19 protein-coding genes are annotated in these 23806 nt (G+C 74.7%); 10 read left to right on the top strand and 9 right to left on the bottom strand.

The window, feature by feature from the left end; genetic code table 11:
- Positions 1-64 precede the first annotated feature (64 nt).
- Complete coding sequence (locus tag KG103_RS10760) at positions 65-1546, top strand: leucyl aminopeptidase (protein ID WP_207341135.1); 1482 nt, start codon at positions 65-67, stop codon at positions 1544-1546.
- Between the two features lie 71 nt (positions 1547-1617).
- On the opposite strand, the gene KG103_RS10765 is transcribed toward KG103_RS10760, so the two are convergent.
- A complete protein-coding gene (locus tag KG103_RS10765; RefSeq protein ID WP_207341134.1) occupies positions 1618-1977 on the bottom strand; it encodes an oxidoreductase in 360 nt (119 codons plus the stop codon).
- A 203-nt stretch (positions 1978-2180) separates the two neighbouring features.
- Between KG103_RS10765 and lpdA the strand changes: the two genes are divergently transcribed.
- The 3 genes from lpdA to KG103_RS10780 all read left to right on the top strand — a co-directional run bounded on the left by lpdA (position 2181) and on the right by KG103_RS10780 (position 6458).
- Positions 2181-3563, top strand: a complete 1383-nt coding sequence (gene lpdA / locus KG103_RS10770; RefSeq protein WP_207341133.1) for a dihydrolipoyl dehydrogenase — start codon at positions 2181-2183, stop codon at positions 3561-3563.
- Positions 3564-3592: 29 nt separating this feature from the next.
- Positions 3593-5413 (top strand): 2-oxoglutarate dehydrogenase, E2 component, dihydrolipoamide succinyltransferase, encoded by a 1821-nt coding sequence (gene sucB, locus KG103_RS10775; RefSeq protein ID WP_207341132.1) that lies wholly within the window; start codon positions 3593-3595, stop codon positions 5411-5413.
- A 127-nt stretch (positions 5414-5540) separates the two neighbouring features.
- Entirely contained in the window at positions 5541-6458 is a 918-nt protein-coding gene (locus tag KG103_RS10780; protein ID WP_207341131.1) for a TIGR01777 family oxidoreductase, read from the top strand.
- On the opposite strand, the gene KG103_RS10785 is transcribed toward KG103_RS10780, so the two are convergent.
- The 3 genes from KG103_RS10785 to KG103_RS10795 are packed head-to-tail and all read right to left on the bottom strand — an operon-like array spanning position 6430 to position 11180.
- The gene (locus KG103_RS10785; RefSeq protein ID WP_207341130.1) at positions 6430-7779 is read right to left on the bottom strand and encodes a serine/threonine-protein kinase; all 1350 of its coding nucleotides are present in this window, start codon (positions 7777-7779) and stop codon (positions 6430-6432) included. The two genes, KG103_RS10780 and KG103_RS10785, sit on opposite strands and share 29 nt — an antisense overlap.
- 51 nt (positions 7780-7830) lie before the next feature.
- The gene (locus KG103_RS10790; protein ID WP_207341129.1) at positions 7831-8877 is read right to left on the bottom strand and encodes a Gfo/Idh/MocA family oxidoreductase; all 1047 of its coding nucleotides are present in this window, start codon (positions 8875-8877) and stop codon (positions 7831-7833) included.
- A 20-nt stretch (positions 8878-8897) separates the two neighbouring features.
- A complete protein-coding gene (locus KG103_RS10795; RefSeq protein ID WP_243656430.1) occupies positions 8898-11180 on the bottom strand; it encodes an MMPL family transporter in 2283 nt (760 codons plus the stop codon).
- Between the two features lie 48 nt (positions 11181-11228).
- Between KG103_RS10795 and KG103_RS10800 the strand changes: the two genes are divergently transcribed.
- Both KG103_RS10800 and lipB read left to right on the top strand, forming a co-directional pair.
- Positions 11229-11741, top strand: a complete 513-nt coding sequence (locus tag KG103_RS10800) for a MarR family winged helix-turn-helix transcriptional regulator (RefSeq protein WP_249670548.1) — start codon at positions 11229-11231, stop codon at positions 11739-11741.
- 10 nt (positions 11742-11751) lie between these two features.
- The gene (lipB, locus tag KG103_RS10805) at positions 11752-12441 is read left to right on the top strand and encodes a lipoyl(octanoyl) transferase LipB (protein ID WP_207341127.1); all 690 of its coding nucleotides are present in this window, start codon (positions 11752-11754) and stop codon (positions 12439-12441) included.
- A 3-nt stretch (positions 12442-12444) separates the two neighbouring features.
- On the opposite strand, the gene KG103_RS10810 is transcribed toward lipB, so the two are convergent.
- Complete coding sequence (locus KG103_RS10810) at positions 12445-12948, bottom strand: flavodoxin domain-containing protein (protein WP_207341126.1); 504 nt, start codon at positions 12946-12948, stop codon at positions 12445-12447.
- 168 nt (positions 12949-13116) lie between these two features.
- On the opposite strand from KG103_RS10810, the gene lipA reads away from it, so the two are divergent.
- Together lipA and KG103_RS10820 are read left to right on the top strand one after the other, a co-directional pair.
- Positions 13117-14130 (top strand): lipoyl synthase, encoded by a 1014-nt coding sequence (gene lipA, locus KG103_RS10815; RefSeq protein WP_207341125.1) that lies wholly within the window; start codon positions 13117-13119, stop codon positions 14128-14130.
- Between the two features lie 87 nt (positions 14131-14217).
- Positions 14218-14958 (top strand): DUF4191 domain-containing protein, encoded by a 741-nt coding sequence (locus tag KG103_RS10820; protein ID WP_207341124.1) that lies wholly within the window; start codon positions 14218-14220, stop codon positions 14956-14958.
- A gap of 26 nt (positions 14959-14984) precedes the next feature.
- Here KG103_RS10820 and KG103_RS10825 read toward each other — a convergent pair whose 3' ends face one another.
- Positions 14985-15488 (bottom strand): RDD family protein, encoded by a 504-nt coding sequence (locus KG103_RS10825; protein WP_207341123.1) that lies wholly within the window; start codon positions 15486-15488, stop codon positions 14985-14987.
- Between the two features lie 177 nt (positions 15489-15665).
- Here KG103_RS10825 and glnA point away from each other — a divergent pair, with 177 nt between their 5' ends.
- Positions 15666-17090, top strand: coding sequence for a type I glutamate--ammonia ligase (gene glnA / locus KG103_RS10830; protein WP_089799516.1), 1425 nt, complete (start codon positions 15666-15668; stop codon positions 17088-17090).
- Between the two features lie 211 nt (positions 17091-17301).
- Here glnA and KG103_RS10835 read toward each other — a convergent pair whose 3' ends face one another.
- Complete coding sequence (locus KG103_RS10835; RefSeq protein ID WP_207341122.1) at positions 17302-18288, bottom strand: TIGR03618 family F420-dependent PPOX class oxidoreductase; 987 nt, start codon at positions 18286-18288, stop codon at positions 17302-17304.
- Between the two features lie 121 nt (positions 18289-18409).
- On the opposite strand from KG103_RS10835, the gene KG103_RS10840 reads away from it, so the two are divergent.
- On the top strand, positions 18410-19462 hold the full coding sequence (locus tag KG103_RS10840; protein WP_207341121.1) for a hypothetical protein: 1053 nt from the start codon (positions 18410-18412) through the stop codon (positions 19460-19462).
- A 13-nt stretch (positions 19463-19475) separates the two neighbouring features.
- Here KG103_RS10840 and KG103_RS10845 read toward each other — a convergent pair whose 3' ends face one another.
- Together KG103_RS10845 and KG103_RS10850 are read right to left on the bottom strand one after the other, a co-directional pair.
- Entirely contained in the window at positions 19476-20714 is a 1239-nt protein-coding gene (locus tag KG103_RS10845) for a cytochrome P450 (protein ID WP_207341120.1), read from the bottom strand.
- 46 nt (positions 20715-20760) lie between these two features.
- A complete protein-coding gene (locus tag KG103_RS10850) occupies positions 20761-23802 on the bottom strand; it encodes a bifunctional [glutamine synthetase] adenylyltransferase/[glutamine synthetase]-adenylyl-L-tyrosine phosphorylase (protein WP_207341119.1) in 3042 nt (1013 codons plus the stop codon).
- Positions 23803-23806 lie beyond the last annotated feature (4 nt).

Genomic DNA, 23806 nt, shown 5'->3' on the forward strand with positions numbered 1-23806 from the left:
GCGCACCGCCGACCGGGCCGCACGTCCGCCGGGACCCGGTCCGGGCGCGGCTACCATCGGGTACGTGATCTCGCTGACCTCCTCCTCCCCCGCCGAGCTCGACGTCGACGCCGTCGTCGTGGGTGTCCAGGCCCAGGGCACGTCCGTCGTCCCCGTCGCCGCCGACTGGCTCCCCGCCGAGCTGACGCGCCAGATCACGCAGGACGGTGCACGCCTCGGCATCACCGGAGCGGTCGACGAGGTGCGCCGGCTCCCCGGCACCGGGCTGCGCGCGGCCATGCTGGTCGTGACCGGCCTGGGCGACGGCCCGACCGACGCCGGCACGCCGGCGGGTGCGGAGCTGCTGCGCCGCGCGGCCGGTGCCGCGACCCGCGAGCTCACCGGCCTGGACTCGGTGGCGCTCGCGCTGCCCGCGCAGGATGCCGACGCGGTGGCCGCCGTGGCCGAGGGCGCCCTGCTCGGCGCCTACGGGTTCGCCCGCTACCACGCGCAGGACGCCCCGGTCGGGCGCATCGAGCTCGTCACGCCCGTGGTGAAGGACAAGGCGGCCAAGGCCGCGCTGGCGCGGGCCGAGGTGCTCGCGGAGGCCGTCCACGGCACGCGCGACCTGGTCAACACGGCTCCCAACGACCTGTACCCCGCCGCGTTCGCGGACCTCGCCAAGGCGGCGGTCAAGGCGGCCGGCACCCGGTCGCTCAAGATCACGGTCCTCGACGAGAAGGCGCTCGCCGCCGGCGGCTACGGCGGCCTGGTCGGCGTCGGGCAGGGCTCGGCGCGTCCGCCGCGGCTCGTCAAGGTCGCGTACTCCCCGTCCAAGGCGTCGGGTCACGTCGCCCTGGTCGGCAAGGGCATCACGTTCGACTCCGGCGGCATCTCGATCAAGCCCGCGGCCGGCATGGAGGCGATGAAGTCCGACATGGCCGGTGCGGCCGCCGTGCTGCACACGGTCGTCGCGGCCGCGCGCCTGGGCCTGCCGGTGGCGGTCACCGGCTGGCTCTGCCTGGCCGAGAACATGCCGTCGGGCACGGCCCAGCGTCCCTCGGACGTCGTGACGATCCGTGGCGGCAAGACCGTCGAGGTCCTCAACACCGATGCCGAGGGCCGGCTCGTGATGGCCGACGGCCTGGTGGCGGCGGTCGAGGAGAAGCCCGACCTCGTCGTCGACATCGCCACGCTCACCGGTGCGCAGATGGTCGCCCTCGGCCACCGCGTGTCCGCGGTGATGGGCACGGACGAGGCGCGCGCCGAGCTGGTCGACGCCGCGCACGGCGCGGGCGAGCAGTTCTGGCCGATGCCGCTGCCGGCCGACCTGCGCGCGGGCCTGAAGTCGAAGGTCGCGGACCTGGCGAACATCGGGGACCGGTTCGGCGGCATGCTGACGGCCGGGATCTTCCTGCAGGAGTTCGTCGGGACGACCCCGTGGGCGCACCTCGACGTGGCCGGCCCGGCGTTCAACGAGCGCACCCCGTTCGGCTACACCCCCGTCGGCGGGACCGGCGTGGGTGTCCGCACGCTGCTGCGGCTGCTGGAGCAGCGCGCCTCCTGACCGACGGCCGGGGCGCTGCGGTCCGACCCGCACGGCGGGCCGCAGCCCTCGACCCCCGGCGGGCGGCTGCGTCAGCCGAGCTCGGTGGCGCGGCGTCGGCGCTCGATGCGCTGCCGGGAGTTCCAGTCCCGGACCCGCTGCGGGTACCCGGTCCGCTGGACGTCGTAGACCGGGATCTGCAGGTCACGTGCGAGCGCGGCGGCCGTCCGCTCGTCGGGCACCTTGCGGCGCGTCCACTCCCCGTCGGTCGCCACGAGCATGAGCGTCGTGGGCGTGACGTTGGTCCGCGGCTCGACGTACGCCTCGACCCCGACGCGCGTCGCGACGAACTCGCGCAGGTACGCGAGGGTCTCGGCGCGTGCGCTGCGGCCGGCCGGCACGTCCGTCGACGACTCCGCGCGTGCCGACCGTCGTCGGGAGAAGAGACCCATGCGCGCACCCTACCGATGCAGCCTGCACACGGCCTGGGTGGCGCGGCGCCGGATCGTGCGTCCTCGTCCGCCACGACGCCGCAGGTCATGGGACGTCTGTCGTGGGGCTCACACCCGCACTTGTGGTAGACGGTTCGTCGCGGAGTGGACGGGATGACAAGATGGGGCCGCAGCAGATCCCAGACCCTCCGAGGAGTGCGCACGTGGCCGACAACGGCACCGCTTTCGACATCGTCGTCCTGGGCGGAGGCAGTGGCGGCTACGCAGCCGCGCTGCGCGCCGCCGAGCTCGGCAAGACCGTGGCCCTGGTCGAGGCCGACAAGGTGGGTGGCACCTGCCTGCACCGCGGGTGCATCCCGACCAAGGCGCTCCTGCACGCGGCCGAGCTCGCCGACAACGCCCGCGAGGGCGCGCAGTTCGGGGTGCACAGCACGCTCGAGCGCATCGACATGGCTGGCGTGAACACCTACAAGGACAACGTGATCGGCCGGCTCTACAAGGGCCTGCAGGGTCTCATCAAGTCCCGCAAGATCGAGGTCGTCGAGGGCTACGGCAAGCTCACCGGCCCGAACACCGTCCAGGTGGGCGACCGCACGCTGACCGGTGAGCACATCGTGCTCGGCACCGGCTCGTACGCGCGCTCGCTGCCCGGTCTGGAGATCGGCGGCCGGGTCATCACCTCCGACCAGGCGCTGACGCTCGACTGGGTGCCGCGCTCCGCGATCATCCTCGGCGGCGGCGTCATCGGCTCCGAGTTCGCGAGCGTCTGGAAGTCGTTCGGTGCCGACGTCACGATCATCGAGGCGCTCCCCCACCTGGTCCCGAACGAGGACGAGGCGATCTCCAAGGCGTTCGAGCGCGCGTTCCGCAAGCGCGGCATCAAGTTCAACCTCGGCGTCCGGTTCTCGGGCGTCACGCAGGACGACAACGGCGTGCACGTCTCGCTGGAGGACGGCAAGACCTTCGACGCCGACGTGCTGCTCGTCGCGGTGGGCCGCGGCCCGAACACCGGCGGCCTGGGCTACGAGGAGCAGGGCATCACGCTCGACCGCGGCTTCGTCATCACCGACGAGCGCCTGCACACCGGCGTCGCGAACATCTACGCGGTCGGCGACATCGTCCCCGGCCTGCAGCTCGCGCACCGCGGCTTCCAGCAGGGCATCTTCGTCGCCGAGCAGATCGCGGGCCTCAACCCGCCGCTCATCGACGAGTCCGGCATCCCGCGCGTGACGTACTCCGACCCGGAGGTCGGCTCGGTCGGCGTCACGGAGAAGCGTGCCAAGGAGCTCTACGGCGACGACGGCGTCGACGTCCTCGAGTACAACCTGGGCGGCAACGGCAAGAGCCAGATCCTCGCCACCCAGGGCTTCATCAAGCTCGTCCGCAAGAAGGACGGGCCGGTCGTCGGTGTGCACATGATCGGTGCGCGCGTCGGCGAGCTCATCGGCGAGGGTCAGCTGATCGTCAACTGGGAGGCCTACCCGGAGGACGTCGCCCAGCTGGTCCACGCGCACCCCACGCAGAACGAGGCTCTCGGTGAGGCGTTCCTCGCGCTCGCCGGCAAGCCGCTGCACGCCCACAACTGACCCCAGGACCCAAGGAGACACGAGCGGTCATGTCCGACAACGTGCAGCTTCCCGCGCTCGGTGAGTCCGTCACCGAGGGCACCGTCACCCGCTGGCTGAAGAACGTCGGCGACACCGTCGAGGTCGACGAGCCCCTGCTCGAGATCTCGACCGACAAGGTCGACACCGAGATCCCCTCGCCGTTCGCCGGCGTGCTCGAGCAGATCCTCGTCCAGGAGGACGAGACCGTCGAGGTCGGCGCGTCGCTCGCCGTCATCGGCTCCGGCCAGGGCGGCGACTCCGGCTCCGCCGAGCAGGACGCCCCCGCCCAGGAGCAGCCGGCGGAGCCGGCCGCCGAGCAGCAGGCTCCCGCCGAGGAGCCGGCCGCCGAGCAGCAGCCTGCGCAGCAGCCCGTCGAGGAGCACGAGGACGCCCCGGCGCCCTCGGCCGGTGGCAACGGTGGCGGTGGTGGCCAGGAGGTCACCCTCCCGCCGCTGGGTGAGTCCGTCACCGAGGGCACCGTCACCCGCTGGCTGAAGAACGTCGGCGACAGCGTCGAGGTCGACGAGCCGCTGCTCGAGATCTCGACCGACAAGGTCGACACCGAGATCCCCTCGCCGGTCGCCGGCACGCTGCAGGAGATCCGCGTGCAGGAGGACGAGACGGTCGAGGTCGGCGCCGTCCTGGCGGTCGTCGGATCCGGCGACGCCGCGCCCGCCGCCGCACCCGAGCAGCCGTCGGCACCGGAGCAGCCCGCGCAGGAGCAGACGCCCGCCGCGCAGCCGGCCGGGCACGAGGCCCCTGCGCCGGAGGCCGAGCAGGCACCGGCCGCGCAGCAGCCTGCGCCGGCCGCGCAGGAGGCCGCCGCCGCGCAGCCGACCGCGCAGTCCGCGCAGCAGTCCGCGCCGCAGCCCACCGCGGGCGGCTCGTACCTGACCCCGCTCGTCCGCAAGCTCGCGGGCGAGAAGGGCGTCGACGTCGCGACCCTCACGGGCACGGGCGTCGGCGGGCGCATCCGCAAGGAGGACGTCCTCGAGGCGGCCGCCAAGGCCGAGGAGGCCCGCAAGGCCGCCGAGGCCGCGAAGGCGGCGCCGGCACCGGCCGCCGCAGCACCCGCTCCCGCCAAGGCGGCCGCGCCCGCCCAGGTCTCGCCGCTGCGCGGCACGACCGAGAAGGCGAGCCGGCTGCGGCAGATCATCGCCGAGCGCATGGTCGAGGCCCTGCACACGCAGGCGCAGCTCACCACCGTCGTGGAGGTCGACGTCACCCGGATCGCCAAGCTCCGGGCACGGGCCAAGGAGGACTTCAAGGCGCGCGAGGGTGTCAACCTCACGTTCCTGCCGTTCTTCGTGCAGGCCGCGGTCGAGGCGCTGAAGACCTACCCCAAGGTCAACGGCATCCTCGAGGACAAGACCATCACGTACCACGGCCAGGAGAACGTCGGCATCGCGGTCGACACGGAGCGCGGGCTGCTCGTGCCGGTCATCCGCGACGCGGGCGACCTCAACCTCGCCGGCATCGCCCGCAAGATCAACGACCTCGCGGGCCGCACCCGGTCCAACAAGGTCACGCCGGACGAGCTGTCGGGCGCCACCTTCACGGTGACGAACACCGGCTCGGGCGGGGCGATCATCGACACGCCGATCGTTCCCGGCGGCACGTCGGCCATCCTCGGCACCGGCGCGATCGTCAAGCGCCCGGTCGTCGTCAAGGGCCCGGACGGCGAGGAGGTCATCGCGATCCGCTCGATGTGCTACCTGTGCCTGTCGTACGACCACCGCCTGGTGGACGGCGCCGACGCGTCGCGCTACCTCACCGCGGTGAAGAACCGTCTCGAGGAGGGCGCGTTCGAGTCCGAGCTCGGTCTCTGACGCACACGCACTCCCTCGCGGGGCCGTCCACCAGCCGGTGGGCGGCCCCGCGGCGCGTGCGGGGGACGCCACGGCTGCGGCGCGCGTGGCGGTGGCGTGACGGTGGCCCCTGACTAGGGTGAGCCGCATGCGCGTCCTCGTCGCCGGCTCGTCCGGCCTGGTCGGAACCGCCCTCGTGCAGCACCTGCGCGAGTCCGGCCACGACGTCGTCCGGCTGGTGCGGCGCGCGTCCCGCGGTCCGGACGAGGCGTCCTGGGACCCGGCGGCCGGTGCCGTCGACACCGCGGCCGTGGCGGCGAGCGACGCGGTGGTCGACCTCGCCGGCGTGCCCGTCGCCTCGCGCCCGCTGACGCCCGCACGCAAGCAGGCCGTGCTCTCCTCCCGGGTGCAGACCGCAGGCCTGCTCGCGCGCACGCTCGCGGACCTCGCGGACGCCGACGACGGGCGTGCGCCCCGGGTGCTGCTGCAGGCCTCGGGCATCGGGGCCTACGGCGACCGCGGCGACACGCCGCTGTCCGAGGACGAGCCGCTGGGCGACACGTTCTTCGCCGGGGTGGTCCGCCGCTGGGAGGCGGCGACCGTGCCCGCGCAGGCCGCCGGGATCCGGGTGGTGCACCTGCGGACGGGCATCGTCCTGGCCGCGCACGGCGGCGCGGCCACGCCGCTGCTCCTCCCCCTGCGTGCCGGTGTGGCCACCCGGCTCGGGTCCGGGCAGCAGTTCTGGAGCTGGATCAGCCTCCTCGACGAGGTGCGCGCCATCGCTCACCTGCTCACGACCGACGTGCAGGGTCCGGCCAACCTGGTCGCGTCCGCCGACCGGCACGTCGCCCTGGTCGGGGCCCTGCGGCGCGCGTGGGGCGCGCCGGTGACCCTGCCGGTGCCCGCCCCGGTCCTGCGCGTCGCGCTGGGTGACTTCTCCTCCGAGGTGCTCGGTTCCATCCGCGCGGAGCCGACCGTGCTGGCGTCGACGGGCTTCGTCCCGCGCCACGCCACGCCGGTCGACGTGGCGCGGTGGCTCAGGGCGTCGCGGCGGCCGGCTCCCTGACGTCCCACACGCGCCACCCCTGCGCGGTCCACCGCAGCACCAGCTCGACGGTGCGCGGCGCGGTCGCCGCGACCTCGGCACGCTGCCCGTCCGGGGTCACCCGCGTGTGGGCGCCCACGGCCGACGTGACCACGACGGTCGCGTCACCGTCCGGCGTCGTCCCCGTGACCGCGGTCGCGACCACGTCCACCACCAGGCCGTCGCTGCGGGCGCCGGCGAGCCGGTCGACCAGCTCCCGGTCGGCGGCCAGGGCCGGTGAGCCGTCCGCCGCGACCGTCGCGAGCGCCGCCGGGTCGGCGGCCGCGAGCGCGGCCCCGCGCCACCGGGTGAGCGCGGCCGCGGCCCCCGCGGGGTCCTCGCGGTCGGTGGCGGCGTCCCGTGACGCCGCCGTCGCACGCACCACCTGACCCGGTGACTCCACCGCCGGCGCGGCCACCCCCGACAGGACGCCCCGCCCGAGGACGACCGCCGCCCCCAGGACCAGGAGGCCCGCCGCGGTCGCGACCGCTGCGACGGGCCGGCGGCGTCGCGGGCGACGGCCCTGCCGCAGACGGCGCACCGGTTCCTCGTCCGGCGGTCGGCGGGAGCCGTCGTCCCCGGCGCCCGGGCCGTCGCGCAGCGGCTCGTCCGGCAGGTGCACCGGTTCGGGCGCCGCCAGGGCGAAGACGGTGTCGACGACCTCGTCCGGTCCGGCGCCCGTGCGCAGCAGCGCCTCGAGCGCGTCGCGCAGCCGTACCTCCTCGGGCAGCCCCGCCGCCAGGTGCGCGTCGATCGGCGGCATGACCCCCAGCAGCGTCGCGAGGAGGCGGTGCACGTCGCCCGTAGCCGTACCGTCGCCGCGCAGCGCGGCACGCAGGTCGACGAGCACGGGCATCCCGCCCGGGCCGAGCACGATGCGGTCGGCGCCCACGGCACCGTGCGCGATCCCGGCTCCGTGCAGGTGGGCGAGCGCCTGGGCCACGGGCACGGCGACGGTCACGACCTCACCGTCGGTCAGGGGGTGCCGCGCGGCGCGGACGGCGGTGAGCGTCGGCCCGGGCACGTGGGCGCAGACCAGTGCCACCCGCCCCGGCCCGAGCGGCTCCACCGCCACGACCCGGGCGAGGTGGGGATGGTGCAGGCCCGTGAGCACGCGCGCCCGCGCGGCGAGCGAGGCGTCGACGGGCACGTCGGCCACCTGCACCGCGAGCCAGGCCCCGTCGTCGGCCACCGGGCGCGCCACCCACCAGGCCCCGTCCGTGCCCACCGCGCCGGCCGCACGGGTCCCGTGCGCCTGCAGCAGGCGGGCGACGTCGTCCGGCGGGGGTGCGGCGGTGTCCACGGCGCCATCGAACACCGCCGGTCCCGCCACCCGCAGGCGTCGTCCACAGGCTCAGTCGAGCAGCTGCGCGACCCCGGTCGAGGCGGCGACGCGAGCCGCGTCGAGGACCCGCGCGGTGGCGACCGCGTCGGCCGGGTCCACCGGGACCGGACCGCCGGCGAGCACCCACGCCTGCACCGCCCGGTAGAGGTCCGCGTGACCTCCGGGGGCACGCGGCACGGGTGTCCGCTCGGCGCCGCGGACGAGCCAGCCCTCGTGCACCGGCTCCCCGGGGCGCCGCCCGTCCTCCTGGACCGCGTCGAGCACGGCGAACGGCGTGGGCTCACCCTCGTAGCTCGTCACCAGGTACGCGCCGCGCTCGCCCAGCACGCGCGTGCGCGGACCGGGTGCGCCCACCAGGCCGCCGGCCGCCAGGTGGGAGACCACGTGGTGCCCGGTCGCGTCGGGCGCGTGCTCGAGCGCGAGGAAGACGTCGTCGACCGCCGGGGTCGTCAGCGCGCGCAGCTCGGCGTGCACGCGGCGCACGGGGCCGAAGAGCTGCACGGCCGAGTCCACCAGGTGCGCACCGAGGTCGAGCAGGAGCCCGCCGCCCACGGTGTCCTCCTCCTTCCACCGGTGCTGCGGCTCGGGGCGGTACCTCTCCCACCGCCGCTCGAACCGGTGCACGCGGCCGAGCGTCCCGTCGGCCAGCAGGGCGCGCAGCGTGAGCTGCTCGGGGTCCCAGCGCCGGTTCTGGAACACGGTGAGCCGCCCGCCACGCTGCTCGGCGAGCCGCACCAGGGACCTGGCCTGCACGCGGGTCGTGGCCAGCGGCTTGTCGACCAGCACGGCGACGTCCGCCTCGAGCGCGGCGCGCGCGTGGTCCGCGTGGTCGCCGGTGGGGCTGGCGACCACGACGAGGTCGAGGTCGTCGGCGTCGGCCAGCAGCGCCGCGACGTCGGGGACGACGCGCGCGCCGGGCCAGTCGGCCGCGACCTGCTCGGCCCGGTGCCGGGTCACGACCGCCACGACCTGCTGCCCCGTCTCGCGCGCGAGCCGGGCGTGGATCCCACGCCCGGCCGCGCCGTACCCGATCAGCCCGATGCGCAGCGGCTCCATGCCGCCACTCTAGGAGGGGTTCAGGACACGCTCGTCCGCTCCGTGCTGCGCAGCGAGGCGTGCGTGCCGTGCTCCGGGCGCCGCGACAGCCGGCTCGGCCACCACGTGCGCGGGCCCAGGTCGTGCACGAGGCCGGGCACCAGCAGGCTGCGCACGACGAACGTGTCGATGAGCACGCCGAGCGACACGATGAACGCGAGCTGCGCGAGGAACAGCAGGGGGATGACCGCCAGCGCCGCGAACGTCGTCGCGAGGACCAGGCCGGCGGAGGTGATGACCCCACCGGTGACGGCCAGGCCGCGCGTGACGCCCTCGCGCGTGCCGACGTGCAGCGACTCCTCGCGCACCCGCGTCATGAGGAAGATCGAGTAGTCGACGCCCAGCGCGACGAGGAAGACGAAGCCGTAGAGCGGGACCACCGGGTCCGCGTCGGGCCAGTCGAGCACGTGGTCGAACACGAGCGCCGCGATGCCGATCGTCGCCGCGAAGGACAGGACGTTGGCCGCCATGAGGACCAGCCCGGCCACGATCGAGCGCAGCAGCAGCATGAGGATGAGCAGGATCACCACCAGGACGACCGGGACGATGACCCGCAGGTCCCGCTCGCTCGACACCTGGGTGTCGAGCGTCTCGGCGGCGGGTCCGCCCACGAGTGCGTCGGGCGCCACCTCGACGACGGCGTCGCGCAGGTCGGCGACGGTGTCGACGGCCTCCTGGCTGTCCGACGGCGCCTGCGTGACGACGTCGACCCGCACCCGGCCGTCGACGACGACCGGCGGGGCGTCGGCAGCACCCGGCGCTCCCCCGGGAGCGCCGGTGTAGGCGGCCGCGGACTCGACGCCCTCGACACCCTGCGCGGCCTCGAGCACCGCGTCCAGCTCGCTCTCGTCCACCACGACCAGGGCCGGCTGCACCGCTCCGGCGGGGAAGTGCTCGGCGAGCACCTCCTCCCCCGCGACCGAGTCGACAGGCGTGAGGAACACGTCGGTCTGGCTCGTGCCGCCCGCGCGGAACGTCGGCACGAACGCGGCGGCCAGCAGCAGCACGGCGGCGCTGATGATCCAGACGGGACGCGCCCGGCGTGCCACGAACCGCGCCCAGCGGGCCCACAGGCCGTCGCCCTCGGCGGCGTCGACGGCCGCTGGAGGCACGTCGGTGGCGTGCTCGCCGTGCGTCGCCGGGCCGGCGCTGCCCGCCGCGACGTACCGCGGCACGCGGGGCCAGAAGAGCACACGGGACCGGCGACCGGCCACGAGCAGGATCGCGGGCAGCAGCGTGAGCGCCGCCAGCAGGGCTGCGGCGATGCCGATGGCGGCGACCGGCCCGAGGCTGCGGTTGGACCCGAGGTCGGACAGCAGCAGGCAGAGCAGTCCGGCGACCACGGTGCCGGCGCTCGCGGCGATCGGCTCGAGCGACTGGCGCCACGCGATGCGCATGGCGTCGGCCGGGTGCTCCTGGTGGCGCAGCTCCTCGCGGTACCGGGCGACCAGCAGCAGCGAGTAGTCGACGGCGGCGCCGACGACGAGGATCGACAGGATGCCCTGGGCCTGGCCGTTGAGGACCAGGACGCCGGCGTCGGCGAGCTCGTAGACCACGAGCCCGGCCAGCGCGAGGGCGAACACGGCCGTGAAGATGACGACGAACGGCAGGAACGGCGAGCGGTACACCACGACGAGGATCAGCAGCACCGCGCCCAGGGCGACGAGCAGCAGCAGGCCGTCGATGCCGGCGAAGGCGGTGCCGAGGTCGGTGACGAACCCCGCGGGCCCGGTCACCCACGCCTCCAGCCCGAGGTCGCCGGCGCTCGACGCCGTGGCGCCCAGCCGGTCGGCCAGACCGGCGCGCAGGTCCTCGACCAGCAGGTTGTTGAGGGACTCCTCCCCCACGAGGATCTCGGCGTCGTCCGCGTCCAGCGGGACCGCGAGGAGGATCGCCTCACCGTCCTCGGACGGCACCGGCACGACCGGGCCGGTGAGGTGGTCCCCCCATGTCCCGCCGTCGACGGGCTCGTCGGGGAACTCCTCGGCGAAGGTCGCGGCGGCGGCGAGCTGCTCGGGGGTGACGTCACCCCCCTCGGCCGGGGTGAGGACGACCAGCCCGGGTAGGGTCTGCGTGTCGACGAACTCGCGGGACGCCTCGGCGGCCAGCGTGGACTGCGCCGACGACGGCAGGAACGCCGCGGTGTCGTTCGTCTGCACCTGGGACAGACGTCCCTGGGCGGCGCCACCGACGCCGCCCAGCCCCAGCCAGACGACGAGGACGACGGCGACGGCCACTGCCCGGGCCACTGGATTCCTCAGCATGCTGAGTATCATGGGCCCGCAGGAACGACTCGGCAAACCGGAGGACGCGTGAGTGTGCAGCAGGGTCCGCCTCCCGCGGACCACTGGCCCGTGGGCCGGATGCTGTCGGCCACCGCTCGCCGCATCGAGCGAGCCTGGGACGCGCACCTCGCGTCGTGGGACCTCAACCACGCGAGCCTGCCCGTGCTCGTCCACGTGACCGCGTCCCCGATGTCGCAGCGCGAGCTGGCGGACGCCTGCGGCGTCACCGAGCAGACCATGAGCCGCGTGGTCGCGCGCCTCGTCCGCACCGGGTACGTGACCCGCGGTCCGCACGCGGAGGACCGGCGCCGCCACGTCGTGGCGATCACCCCCGCCGGCGCGGCCGCGCTGCGGGCGTGCGCCGACCCGGGACCGGCGCAGGAGTCGGTCCTGGGACACCTGCCGCCCGAGCGCCGGGCGCTCCTGGACGACCTGCTGCGTGAGGTCGTCGCCCCGTGGGACGTGCTGCCCGACCCGCGCCCCGGCAACCGGCCCGCCGACGGCACCCCCGCCGGGGTGCCGCCCGCTGCGAGGGCATAGCCTGACGCCCATGCGCGTCGAACCGCTCGAGCTCGGCACCCGGCTGCAGCCCTACGTCCCGACCTGGGACCTCCAGCGCGAGCGGCACGCGGCGGTCGCCGCCGGTGAGCACGAGGACACCCTGCTGCTCGTCGAGCACGAGCCGGTCTACACCGCCGGCAGGCGCACGGCCCGCTCCGACCGACCGGTCGACGGCACGCCCGTGGTCGACGTCGACCGGGGCGGACGCATCACCTGGCACGGGCCCGGTCAGCTCGTCGGCTACCCCGTCGTCCGGCTCGCGGAGCCGGTCGACGTCGTCCTGTACGTCCGCGCCCTCGAGGAGGCGCTGATCCGCACCTGCGCGGACGTCGGTGTCAGCGCGGGCCGCGTCGAGGGCCGCAGCGGCGTGTGGCTGCCGGCCGACGAGCCCGGCACCTCACCGGCGCCGCGGCGGGCCCGCAAGGTCGCGGCGATCGGTGTCCGCGTGGCCCGCGGCACGACCATGCACGGGTTCGCCCTCAACTGCACCGCGTCCCTCGACTGGTACGCGCGGATCGTCCCGTGCGGCATCGACGACGCGGACGTCACCACCCTGACCGCCGAGGCCGGGCGCGACGTGACGATCGCCGAGGTTGCGCCCCTGGTCGTCACCCACCTGCAGGAGTCCATCGGCCCCCTGCTGGCAGCGACGGCCGACCGGGCCACCCCGGTCGGCTGAGGGTCAGGCGCTGCGGGCGATCTGCCGCAGCTCGCGCGCGACGTCCTGCGCCCACGCGCGCACCGCGTCCAGGTCACGGAAGTCGCCCGCGTCGGCGCGGGTCAGCGCGACGAGCGCCCGCTCGGAGATGTTGAGCCCCGCGCGGTCCAGCCGCCCGGTGAACACCGCGACGCCGCGCGCACCGACCGTCCGTGCGATCTCGGTGACGTCGTCCGGCACGGTCTCGGGCACCGGTGGGTCCCCGACCGGTCCGGACCAGAACAGCCACACCGGGCGCTCGCGCAGCTGGCCCGCCTGCCGGTCCACCAGGTCCCGCAGCCCGAGCGCCAGGCGACCCACGTACACCGCCGAGCCCAGCACGACCGCGTCGTAGGGGTCGACGTGCTCGACGTCGTCGGGCTCGACCTCGTCGACCTCGTGCCCCGCGGCGCGCAGCTGCTCCGCGACCTCCGCGCCCATCTCGCGCGTCGCGCCGTGCCTCGACGCCACCGTCACCAGGACGCGCATCGCGCCACCTCCTCCAGCCCTCGGCCGGTCCGCCGCGGCCGCCTGCCCCCCGCGGGTGCGGGTGGCTCCTCCCAGCGTGGACCGGACTGGCCGGGACCGCGCGGGACAGAGGTCCCCGTCACACCCCGGGTCAGCACCGTCGCACGCCCACCGGGCTAGTGTGGCGGGGTGACGATCGCACCCGAGGGACGCCGGATGCTCCGGGTGGAGGCACGCAACGCCGCCACCCCGATCGAGAAGAAGCCGGAGTGGATCCGCACCCGCGCGACGACGGGCCCGGAGTACAGCGAGCTCAAGGGCCTCGTCCGACGCGAGGGGCTGCACACCGTCTGCGAGGAGGCGGGCTGCCCCAACATCTTCGAGTGCTGGGAGGACCGCGAGGCGACGTTCCTCATCGGCGGCGACCAGTGCACCCGGCGGTGCGACTTCTGCCAGATCGACACGGGCAAGCCCCCCGACCTCGACACCGACGAGCCGCGCCGCGTCGCCGAGTCCGTGCAGGCCATGGGGCTGAAGTACTCGACGGTCACGGGCGTCGCGCGCGACGACCTGGCCGACGGCGGCGCGTGGCTGTACGCCGAGACCGTGCGCCAGATCCACGCGCTCAACCCCGGCACGGGCGTCGAGCTGCTGATCCCCGACTTCAACGCCACCCCCGAGCTCCTCGACGTCGTCAACGAGTCGCGCCCCGAGGTGCTGGCGCACAACCTCGAGACCGTGCCGCGGATCTTCAAGCAGATCCGCCCCGGGTTCCGCTACGAGCGGTCGCTGTCCGTGCTGACCCGCGCGCGGGAGGCCGGCCTGGTCACCAAGTCCAACCTCATCCTCGGCATGGGCGAGACGACCGAGGAGGTCGTCGACGCCCTGCAGGACCTGCACGACGCGGGCTGCGACCTCATCACCATCACCCAGTACCTGCGACCCTCGGTGCGCCACCACCCTGTGGCCCGGTGGGTGCGGCCCGAGGAGTTCGTCGAGCTCTCGCAGCAGGCGGAGCGCATCGGGTTCCTCGGGGTGATGTCCGGGCCGCTGGTGCGCTCGTCGTACCGCGCGGGCCGGCTGTGGGGGCAGGCGATGCGCCGCCGCGGCCGCGAGATCCCGGCAGCGCTCGCGCACCTCGGTGAGGCCACGACCGCCCGCCAGGAGGCGTCCGCCCTGCTGGCACGCACACCGCTCGTCTGAGCAGCCCGCCGGATCCCTGATCAGCGCGGCCGGGCCGACCGGCGGACCGGACGTGCGCGCCCCGGCGCGCCGGTAGACTCCCGGGTCATGGCACGCGAGCGCTCCAGGTCCCCGCAGAGCCCCCCCGAGAGCACGGCGAAGGGCAGCGGGAAGGTCAAGAAGACCCGCTGGTACCACCAGCTCTGGCAGGCGTACCAGATCACGCGCCAGACGGACCCTGCCGTGACGTGGATCATGCTCGGCGTCCTCGTCGGGATCATCGCCGTCGGCGTCCTGGTCGGCCAGCTCATCGGCCAGCCGGTGTACGTGCTGGTCCTCAGCATCCCGTTCGCCGTCCTGGGCGCCATGTTCGTCCTCGCGCGGCGCGCCGAGACCGCCGCCTACAGCCGCATCGAGGGCCAGCCGGGGGCGTCGCTCGCCGCGCTGGGCACGCTGCGGCGCGGCTGGACCTTCACGCAGGAGCCCGTGGCGGCCGACCCCCGCACGCAGGACCTCGTGTTCCGCGGCGTCGGCAAGCCGGGCGTGGTGCTCGTCGGCGAGGGTCCCCCGCACCGCATCGGCAAGCTGCTCGAGGCGGAGCGCAAGCGCACGGCGCGCGTCGTGTCGGGTGCCCCCATCCACCTCATCCAGGTGGGCGACGGCGACGGTCAGGTCCCGCTGCGCAAGCTGCCGCGCACCGTGACCAAGCTGAAGGGCCAGCTCACCAAGGACGAGGTGGCCGTCGTGCTGCGCCGCGTGACCTCGCTGGGCGGCGCGCGGCTGCCCGTCCCGAAGGGCATCGACCCGATGCGCGCACGTCCCGACCGCAAGGGCATGCGCGGGCGCTGACGCGCGGCGGACCGGCCGAGGTCGGCTCAGCGTCGGACGAGCACCGTGCCTGCGGCGCGGTCGTGCAGGCCACGGCCGTCGGCGTCCCAGACGACGGCGGGCAGCACCAGGCACAGCAGGAACGTGCGCAGGAGCGCGGCGACGGGTCCGGGCGCCCCGGGCGCCGGCACGGGCGGGCGCCCGACGGCCGGTCGGAGCAGACGCCGGACCTGGAGACCGGCCACGCGGTGACCGAGCGTGTGCCCGAGCGTCGCGACGAGCACGAGGTTCTCGACCGCGAAGACGGCCAGGGTGCCCAACGAGTCGCCCCGCAGCAGGAACGCACCGTCGGAGCGCGCGGGCAGCAGCACGGCGGACACGGCCAGGCACGCGACCCAGTCGATCGCGAGGGCCACCAGCCGCCGCCCGAGCCGCGCCATCGACCCCGGGCCGGACGCCGGCAGACCGAGCGCGGCGCCTGCCGCACGGCCGTCGTCGTCGCCGCGGGGGCCGCCCTCGAGCCAGGAGCCGACCGAGTCACGCGTCACCATGCGTCCAGCGTACGTGCGCGGCCAGGACGTCCCGCGCACCCGTCGTGTCGTGCGATCGTTACCTGGCACAGACCCCCGTAACCTCCCGGAAACCACGGGGCCACGGCAGGGAAACTCCCCGCTCCTAGCCTCGCTCGTGCCCGGGACGACCGGGCACCATCGACCGAGGAGCAGCGGATGTTCACCAAGCCGGAGGAAGTCCTGGCGTTCATCAGGAGCGAGGACGTCAAGTTCGTCGACGTGCGGTTCTGCGACCTGCCGGGCGTGATGCAGCACTTCAACGTGCCCGCCGCCTCGCTCGACGCGGACTTCTTCACCGACGGCCAGATGTTCGACGGGTCCTCGATCCGCGGCTTCCAGGCGATCCACGAGTCGGACATGAAGCTGATCCCGGACCTGACGACGGCGTACGTCGACCCGTTCCGCACGGAGAAGACGCTCAACATCAACTTCCACATCGTCGACCCGTACACGGACGAGCCGTACAGCCGCGACCCCCGCCAGGTCGCCGCGAAGGCCGAGGCGTACCTGAAGTCGACCGGCATCGCGGACACCGCGTTCTTCGCGCCCGAGGCCGAGTTCTACATCTTCGACGACATCCGGTTCCAGACCCGCCAGGACGCGTCGTTCTACTACATCGACTCCATCGAGGGCGCCTGGAACACGGGCCGCAAGGAGGAGGGTGGCAACCTCGGGCACAAGACGCCCTACAAGGGTGGCTACTTCCCCGTGCCGCCGGTCGACCACTTCGCCGACCTGCGCGACCAGATCTCGCTGCAGCTCGACGAGCTGGGCTTCCAGGTCGAGCGCGCCCACCACGAGGTCGGCACCGCCGGCCAGGCGGAGATCAACTACCGCTTCGACACGCTCGGCAAGTCGGCCGACAAGGTGCAGCTGTTCAAGTACGTCGTGAAGAACGTCGCGCACGAGAACGGCCGCACGGCGACCTTCATGCCGAAGCCGCTGTTCGGTGACAACGGCTCGGGCATGCACGTGCACCAGTCGCTGTGGAAGGACGGCGAGCCGCTGTTCTTCGACGAGAAGGGCTACGGCGGCCTGTCCGACATGGCGCGCTGGTACATCGGCGGCCTGCTGAAGCACGCCCCGGCCCTGCTGGCGTTCACCAACCCGACGGTGAACTCCTACCACCGCCTGGTGCCCGGCTTCGAGGCACCGGTCAACCTGGTCTACTCGGCCCGCAACCGCTCCGCGTGCATCCGCATCCCCGTGACGGGCTCGAACCCCAAGGCCAAGCGCATCGAGTTCCGCGTGCCGGACCCGTCGTCGAACCCGTACCTGGCGTTCGCGGCCATGCTCATGGCCGGCCTCGACGGCATCCAGAACCGCATCGAGCCGCCCGAGCCGGTCGACAAGGACCTGTACGAGCTGCCCCCCGAGGAGCACGCCCTCATCCAGCAGGTCCCGGGCTCGCTGTCCGAGGTGCTCGACAACCTCGAGGCCGACCACGACTGGCTGACCGCCGGCAACGTCTTCACGCCGGACCTCATCCAGACGTGGATCGACTACAAGCGCTCGGCAGAGGTCGACCCGATCCGGCTGCGTCCGCACCCGCACGAGTTCGAGCTCTACTACGACTGCTGATCGGCTGCTCCCGATCAGTACGGCACCGAGGGGCGTCCCGTCAGGGGCGCCCCTCGTGGCGTGCCCGGCCGGCGGGTGCGGGGCCGTCGTCGGTGGCCGACTTGCCTGCTGACGCCATCCGAACGTGCCCCGTGCGTGCGGCGGCACGGCCGTAGATCGACGCCACGCAGAGGCCGACCGCTCGGGTTGGCACCGTCGCCGTCGCAGCGGCTCAGACCGGACTGTCGGGCCTCAGGAGCCAGCGGTCCACCGGGACCTCGATCATGACGCGCGGCCCGTCCTGACGCTCGTCGGCGGCGTCCCAGCCGTCGTACTTGGCGGCGAAGCGGGCCAGGAGCGAGGCGTGCGCGTGGATGTCGTGGTGCACGTGCGCACGGCCCTGCGCGACGGCCGGACGCGCCCCCGGGCCGTCGACGGCGATCGCCACGCGCGGGTCGCGCTGCAAGTTGGCGACCTTGACGTTCACGGTCGAGCTCGCGATCCAGAACGTGTCGTCGTCGAGGAGGAACCACACGGGCGTGACGTGGGGCGAGCCGTCCCGCCGCAGCGTCGTCAGCCACACGCAGGGTTGCTCGGCGAGCCCCGTGCCGGCACCACGGCGCCGGCCCTCCGGTCGATCCGCAGCGTCCGGTGCCACCTCGTCGCCGGGCCGCATCCCGGCGAGCACGATGTCGACCATCCGCGGCACGAGGTCGGGCACGTCGCGCGCGACCGGCTCGGGCAGCGGACGGGTGATCAGCCCGATCCCGAGCACGAGGTCGAGCGGTGCCAGGTCGCCACGGACCAGACCGGCCGCCCCCGCGGCACCCAGCACGGCACCCACACCGGCGAGCGTCGCGGTCTGCGCGGCGCGCACACGCGCGGACATGTCGTCCGTGAGGTGCTCGGTCAGCGCGGCGGACAGCGCGCCCAGGTCGAGCTGGACGAGCCGGCGGACGTACGCGTGCCACGCGGCTCCTGGGTCGTCGGACATCCGATCCAGCGCCTCGTCGGCCGCCGTGTGCACGTCGTCCAGGATGGCGAGGGCCACCTCCTCGGCGAGAGCGGCCCGCGAGGAGAAGTTGCGGTACAGCGTCGCGATGCCCACGTCGGCCGCCTCGGCGACGGCGTCGAGGGCGATGTCGCTGCCGTGCAGCGCGAACAGGTGCCGGGCCGCGCGGATGAGCGCGGCGCGACGACGCGCTGCGTCCGCGCGCATGGCCCCTCCTCGGTGTGACGGTGCCCACGTCCGGGCCTCTCGACACCCATCAGCCTAACCGGAGGTCTATCATCCACATAAGCGGACGGCGATCCTCCGCTTGTCCCGGATGAAGGAACTCATGACTGCGACGACCGAGCTCGCCCCCGCCCCGCGCGACCCTGAGGGCGAGGTCGCTCCCCCGCGCAAGCGCAAGCAGCTGACCAAGCTGGTCGGCATGACCGTCGCCCTCGGCGCGGTCCTGGCCATCCTGCTGGCCATCTTCATCCTCCCGTCGCTCAAGAGCGGGCCGACCGACCTGCCGGTCGGGCTCGTCGGGTCGTCGCAGGAGGCCGACCGCTTCGAAGAGGCCCTGACGGCCTCCGCGCCCGGCGCCTACCACGTCCAGGAGTTCACCGACCAGGCGACGCTGGTCGAGGCGGTGCGCGGGCGCGAGGTCGTCGGCGGCTTCGTCGTCGGGCCCAACGGTGTCCACAGCGTCGTCGCGTCCGCCGGTGGCGGCGCCATCGCGCAGTCCGTCTCCGCCACCGCGCAGGCCATCGGCACCGCGATGGGCGTCCCCGTCACGACCGATGACGTCGTCGCACTGCCGACCACCGACCCGTCGGGCATCGGCATCGGCGGCCTGGCGTTCCCGCTCGTGTTCGGCGGCATCGTGCCCGTCGTCGCGTTCCGGACCGCCTTCGCGCGCAGCAACACCTGGAAGCTCGTGGGCCTGCTCACCTTCTCCGTGGTCGGTGGCCTCGTCGTCGCCACCGTGCTGCGGTTCCCCTTCGGCAGCATCGACTCCGCGTTCCTGCCGGTCGCCGGCGCCATGGCACTGGGCATCGCCGCCATGGCGTTCCCCCTCACCGGGCTCCAGGAGGCCTTCGGCGGCAAGGGGTTCACGATCGGCGCGATGTCGATGATGTTCCTCGGCAACCCGTTCGCGGGCATCGCCACCACCGCCGCGTGGCTGCCGACCGGGCTCGGGGCGTTCGGGCAGATCCTGCCGCCCGGGGCCACCGGCACCCTCGTCCGCTCGGTCGCGTACTTCGGTGGCACGGGCGGCCTCACCGCCGGTCTCACGCTCGGTGCGTGGGTCGTCGTCGGGCTCGCGGTCCACGCGATCGGCACGCGTCGCACGCGGAAGGCCGCACGCGCCGTGGCAGCCGCCGAGGTGGCCGTGGCCTGACCCGGCCGCGGCGTCAGCCCGGCGAGCCGGCCGCGCCGACGCGCCGCACGCGCCACGCGGTCAGGTCGTAGCCCTGGCTGACGTCGTTCCACCGCACCCGCGGGGCCCCGGCCGTCGCCACGTCGTCGTGCAGCAGGAGCGCGGAGACGAAGATCTCCGCCTCCATCGACGCCAGCGGCGCGCCGGGGCACCGGTGGTGCCCGTCACCGAACGCGAGCACGACCGGGCCGACCGCGCGCGCCATCGGCCGTGCCGGGCACACCGCGAGCGGGTCGCCACCGACGACCCGCTCGTCGGCGTTCACGGCCCGCAGGTCGAGCTCGATCAACGTGCCGACCGGCACCTCGAGCGGCCCGTCGGGACCGTCGAGCGTGAGCGGAGCCGTCGTGCGCCGCAGCAGGTGCCCCACGACGGGCTCGACGCGCAGCACCTCCTCGATGATCGCGACGCGGCCGTCGCGGTCGGACGCGCGGTACCGGGCGAGCAGCGCGTCGTCGTCGAGCAGGTGCCACACGGCCGCCGTCATGAGCTCGCGCGTCGTCGCCATGCCGGCCGCGGCGTACGTGACGCACTCGGTGAGGATCTCCAGGTCGGTGTAGCCGGCGTCGAGCAGGCTGCTGATGAGGTCGTCGCCGCGCCGTCGGCGCCGCGCCCGGATCGCGGGCCTCACGTCGAACACGTAGAACCGCAGGATCGCCGTGTTCCGCAGCGCCGCCCGCGCGCGCGTGAGCGGCGAGCCGCCCGGCGGCACGGGCTCGAAGAACTCCGCGAGCCGGCCCCGCATGCGCGCAGAGGCCCCGTGGTCGAGTCCGATGACGCGGGAGGTGACCTCGACCGCCATCTGCATCGTGATCGCCGTGAGGTCCGTCCAGCGGTCGGTGCGCACCTGCGTGACGAGCCGCTCGGCCGTCGCCGCCATCCAGTCCCGGTACCCGGCGACCACCCGCGGCGCGAGCAGGTGCGCCGCCGCGCGGCGCTGGGCGTGGTGCTGCTCCCCCTCCTGGTACAGGATCGGCGGCCGCATCCGGACGGGCCCCTGGTTGAGCGTGTCGGCGCCGAACCCCGCCTGGCGCGTGGTCTCGGGCTGACGCAGGACGGCGCGGGCGAGGGCGTGGGAGCGGACGCGCCAGCGCTCGCGTGGCCCCGGCACGTGCTCGAGGTCCGGACCGGGCCCGTCGTCGGGCTGCGCGAGCTTGCGCACGGGGCAGCCGGCCGCCGTGCCCTGCGTCTGCCCGTCCGCCGTGGCCGTCACCCGATCGACTGTAGAGGCCACCCGTTCAGGCGACCACACGGGCGGTTCAGCCGTAGAAGACGCGCTCCACGACGGCTCGCGCGCGTCGCGCGGTCCGCAGGTACGTCTCCTCGAGCATCGCGCCCGACCCCGGGGGGTGGCCGAGCACGCGCGCGACGCCTGCGAGCGCCGTGCGGTCGTGCGGCAGGACGTCGGCGTGGGCCCCCTCGGCGCGCCCCGTCCACAGGACGTTCGCGTCGCGCACGCGGGACGCGAGCAGCCACGCCTCGCGCAGGACGGCCGTGTCGTCCGCCGCGATCAGCCCGGCGTCGCGCGCCGCGTCGAGCGCGTCGAGCGTCGAGGTGGTCCGCAGGCCCGGAACGGCGTGCGCGTGCTGCAGCTGGAGCAGCTGGGCGGTCCACTCGACGTCGCTGATGCCGCCGCGGCCCAGCTTGAGGTGCCGCGAGGGCTCGACGCCGCGCGGCAGCCGCTCGGCCTCGACCCGCGCCTTGATGCGGCGGATCTCGCGCTCCGTGGCGGCGTCCAGACCCCCGACGGGGTACCGCAGCGGGTCGATGAGCGCGATGAACCGCTCCCCCAGTGCGTGGTCCCCCGCGACCGGTCGGGCCCGCAGCAGCGCCTGGCTCTCCCACGGCGAGGACCAGCGCTGGTAGTACTCGACGTGCGCGTCGAAGGACCGCGCCAGCGGCCCGTTGCGACCCTCCGGCCGCAGGTCGGCGTCGACGCTCAGCGACGGCTCCGGGCCGACGGCCCCCAGGAGCTGGCGCACCCGGGTCGCCACGGCCACCGCGAAGTCCTGGGCCACCTTGCCGTCGGCGCCCGGTACCGGGTCGTGCACGAACAGCACGTCGGCGTCCGACGAGTAGGCCATCTCCCGGCCGCCGAGGCGACCCATCGCGACCACGAGGAGCCGGGTCGGGCTCTCCTCGAGGCCCGCCGCCGCGCGCGCGTCGGCCTCCGCCACGCGCAGCGTCCCGGCGAGCACTGCGTCGGCGGCCACGGTCAGGCTCTGCGAGGCGCGCACTACCGTGGTGACGCCCAGGACGTCGGCCACCGCGGTGCGGGCGAGCTCGCGGCGCCGCAGCGCGCGCAGCGCGGTGACGGCGGGCACCGGCTCGGACGCCCGCCGCAGCACGGCGTCCGCCTCGCCCGCGAGCCGCTCGGCCGACCGCGGCACCAGCTCCGCGTCGTCGTCCAGCCAGGTCACCGACTCGGGCGAGCGCCGCAACGCGTCGGCGACGTACCGGGACGTCGACAGGACCTGCGCCAGGCGGTGCGCCGCCGTCCCGGAGTCCCGCAGCAGCTTGAGGTACCAGTGCGTGGTGCCGAGCTGGTCCGACAGCCGCCGGAAGGCCAGCAGCCCGCCGTCGGGGTCCGCGCCGTCAGCGAACCAGCCGAGCATGACGGGCAGCAGCTGCCGCTGGATCGACGCCCGGCGCGAGACCCCGTCGGTGAGCGCCGCGATGTGCCGGACCGCGCCGGCGGGGTCCCGGTACCCGATCGCCGCGAGCCGTGCGCGCGCGGCCTCCGGGGCGAGGGCCGCCTCGGCGGTCGACAACCGGGCGGTCGCGGGCAGCAGCGGGCGGTAGAACAGCTCCTCGTGCAGGCGTCGTACCTCGCGGCGCGTCGCCCGCCAGCGCTCCAGCAGACCCTCGGGCCCCTCGGCACGCATCCCCATGGTCCGCGCCAGGCGGCGCAGGTCGACCTCCGACGTCGGGACCAGGTGGGTGCGCTGCAACCGGTGCAGCTGGATGCGGTGCTCCATGGTCCGCATCCACCGGTAGCAGACGGCCAGCTGCGCGGCGTGCTCGCGACCCACGTAGCCGCCGGCCGCCAGCGCGGCCAGCGCGGTCAGCGTGCTGGGGCTGCGGATCGTCTCGTCGGCCCGCCCGTGCACCAGCTGCAGCAGCTGCACCGTGAACTCGACGTCCCGTAGACCGCCGACGCCGAGCTTGAGCTGGCGGTCGGCCTCGGCGCGAGGCACGTGCGCCTCGACGCGCCGCCGCATGGCCTGGGAGTCCTCCACGAAGTTCTCGCGCTGCACGGCCGACCACACGAACGGGCCGACCGTGTCGACGTAGGCCCGCCCGAGCTCGACGTCCCCGGCCAGCGGTCGTGCCTTGAGCAGCGCCTGGAACTCCCACGTCTTGGCCCAGCGCTCGTAGTAGGCGCGGTGGCTGGCGAGCGTCCGCACCAGCGGGCCGTCCTTGCCCTCGGGTCGCAGCGCGGCGTCCACCGGCCACAGCGCCGGCTCCCCCGCCGGCGCGCAGCACGCCCGCGCGAGCCCCGCGGCGAGGCGGGCGCCGGTGATCATCGCCTCGTCCTCCGGGGTGCCGTCGACGGGCTCGGCGACGTACACGACGTCGACGTCCGAGACGTAGTTGAGCTCCCGACCACCGGCCTTGCCCATGCCGATGACGGCGAGCCGCACCCCGCGGCCCTCGTCCTCGAGGTCCGCGCGGGCCAGCGCGAGCGAGGCCTCGAGCGCGGCGGCCGCCAGGTCGGCGAGCGCCGCACCGACACCCGGGAGGCGGCTCAGCGGATCGTCGGCCGTGAGGTCCGTGGCGGCGATGCGCAGGAGCCGCGTCCGGTAGGCCCGGCGCATCGCGTCGATGCCGGGCGTCCCGGCGATCCCGGCGACCGGCACGGCGGCATCGGGGTTCGCCTCCACCGCCCGCAGCAGCTCGGCGCGCACCTCGTGGGCGGCCACGGCCGTGCCGGGCGTCGGGTCCGCGACCACCCGCAGGTTGGCCGGGTGGGCGGCGAGCGTGTTGCCGATGGCAGGGGACGCCCCGGTGAGCGCGAGCAGCCGACGCCGCGCCGGGCCGTCGTCCGCCAGCACCTCCCGCAGCAGGCCGGACAGCTCCGGGTCCCGCCGGACGGCCCCGGCGACCTTGGCGACGGCGAGCAGCACCTCGTCGGGGTCGCCGACCTCGCGCAGCCCGTCGACGACGTGCTCGACGACGTCCGGGTCGACCGACAGCAGCGCCGCGTCCGTGAGCAGCCGCTCGGCCCGGGGCACGTCCGCCACGCCCACGCGTGTCAGACGTGTCGCGAGCGACGTGCCACGACCGGTGGACGCGCTCATCGCG

Origin of the sequence: Cellulomonas wangleii (assembly GCF_018388445.1) — a bacterium.
Taxonomy (GTDB): domain Bacteria; phylum Actinomycetota; class Actinomycetes; order Actinomycetales; family Cellulomonadaceae; genus Cellulomonas; species Cellulomonas wangleii.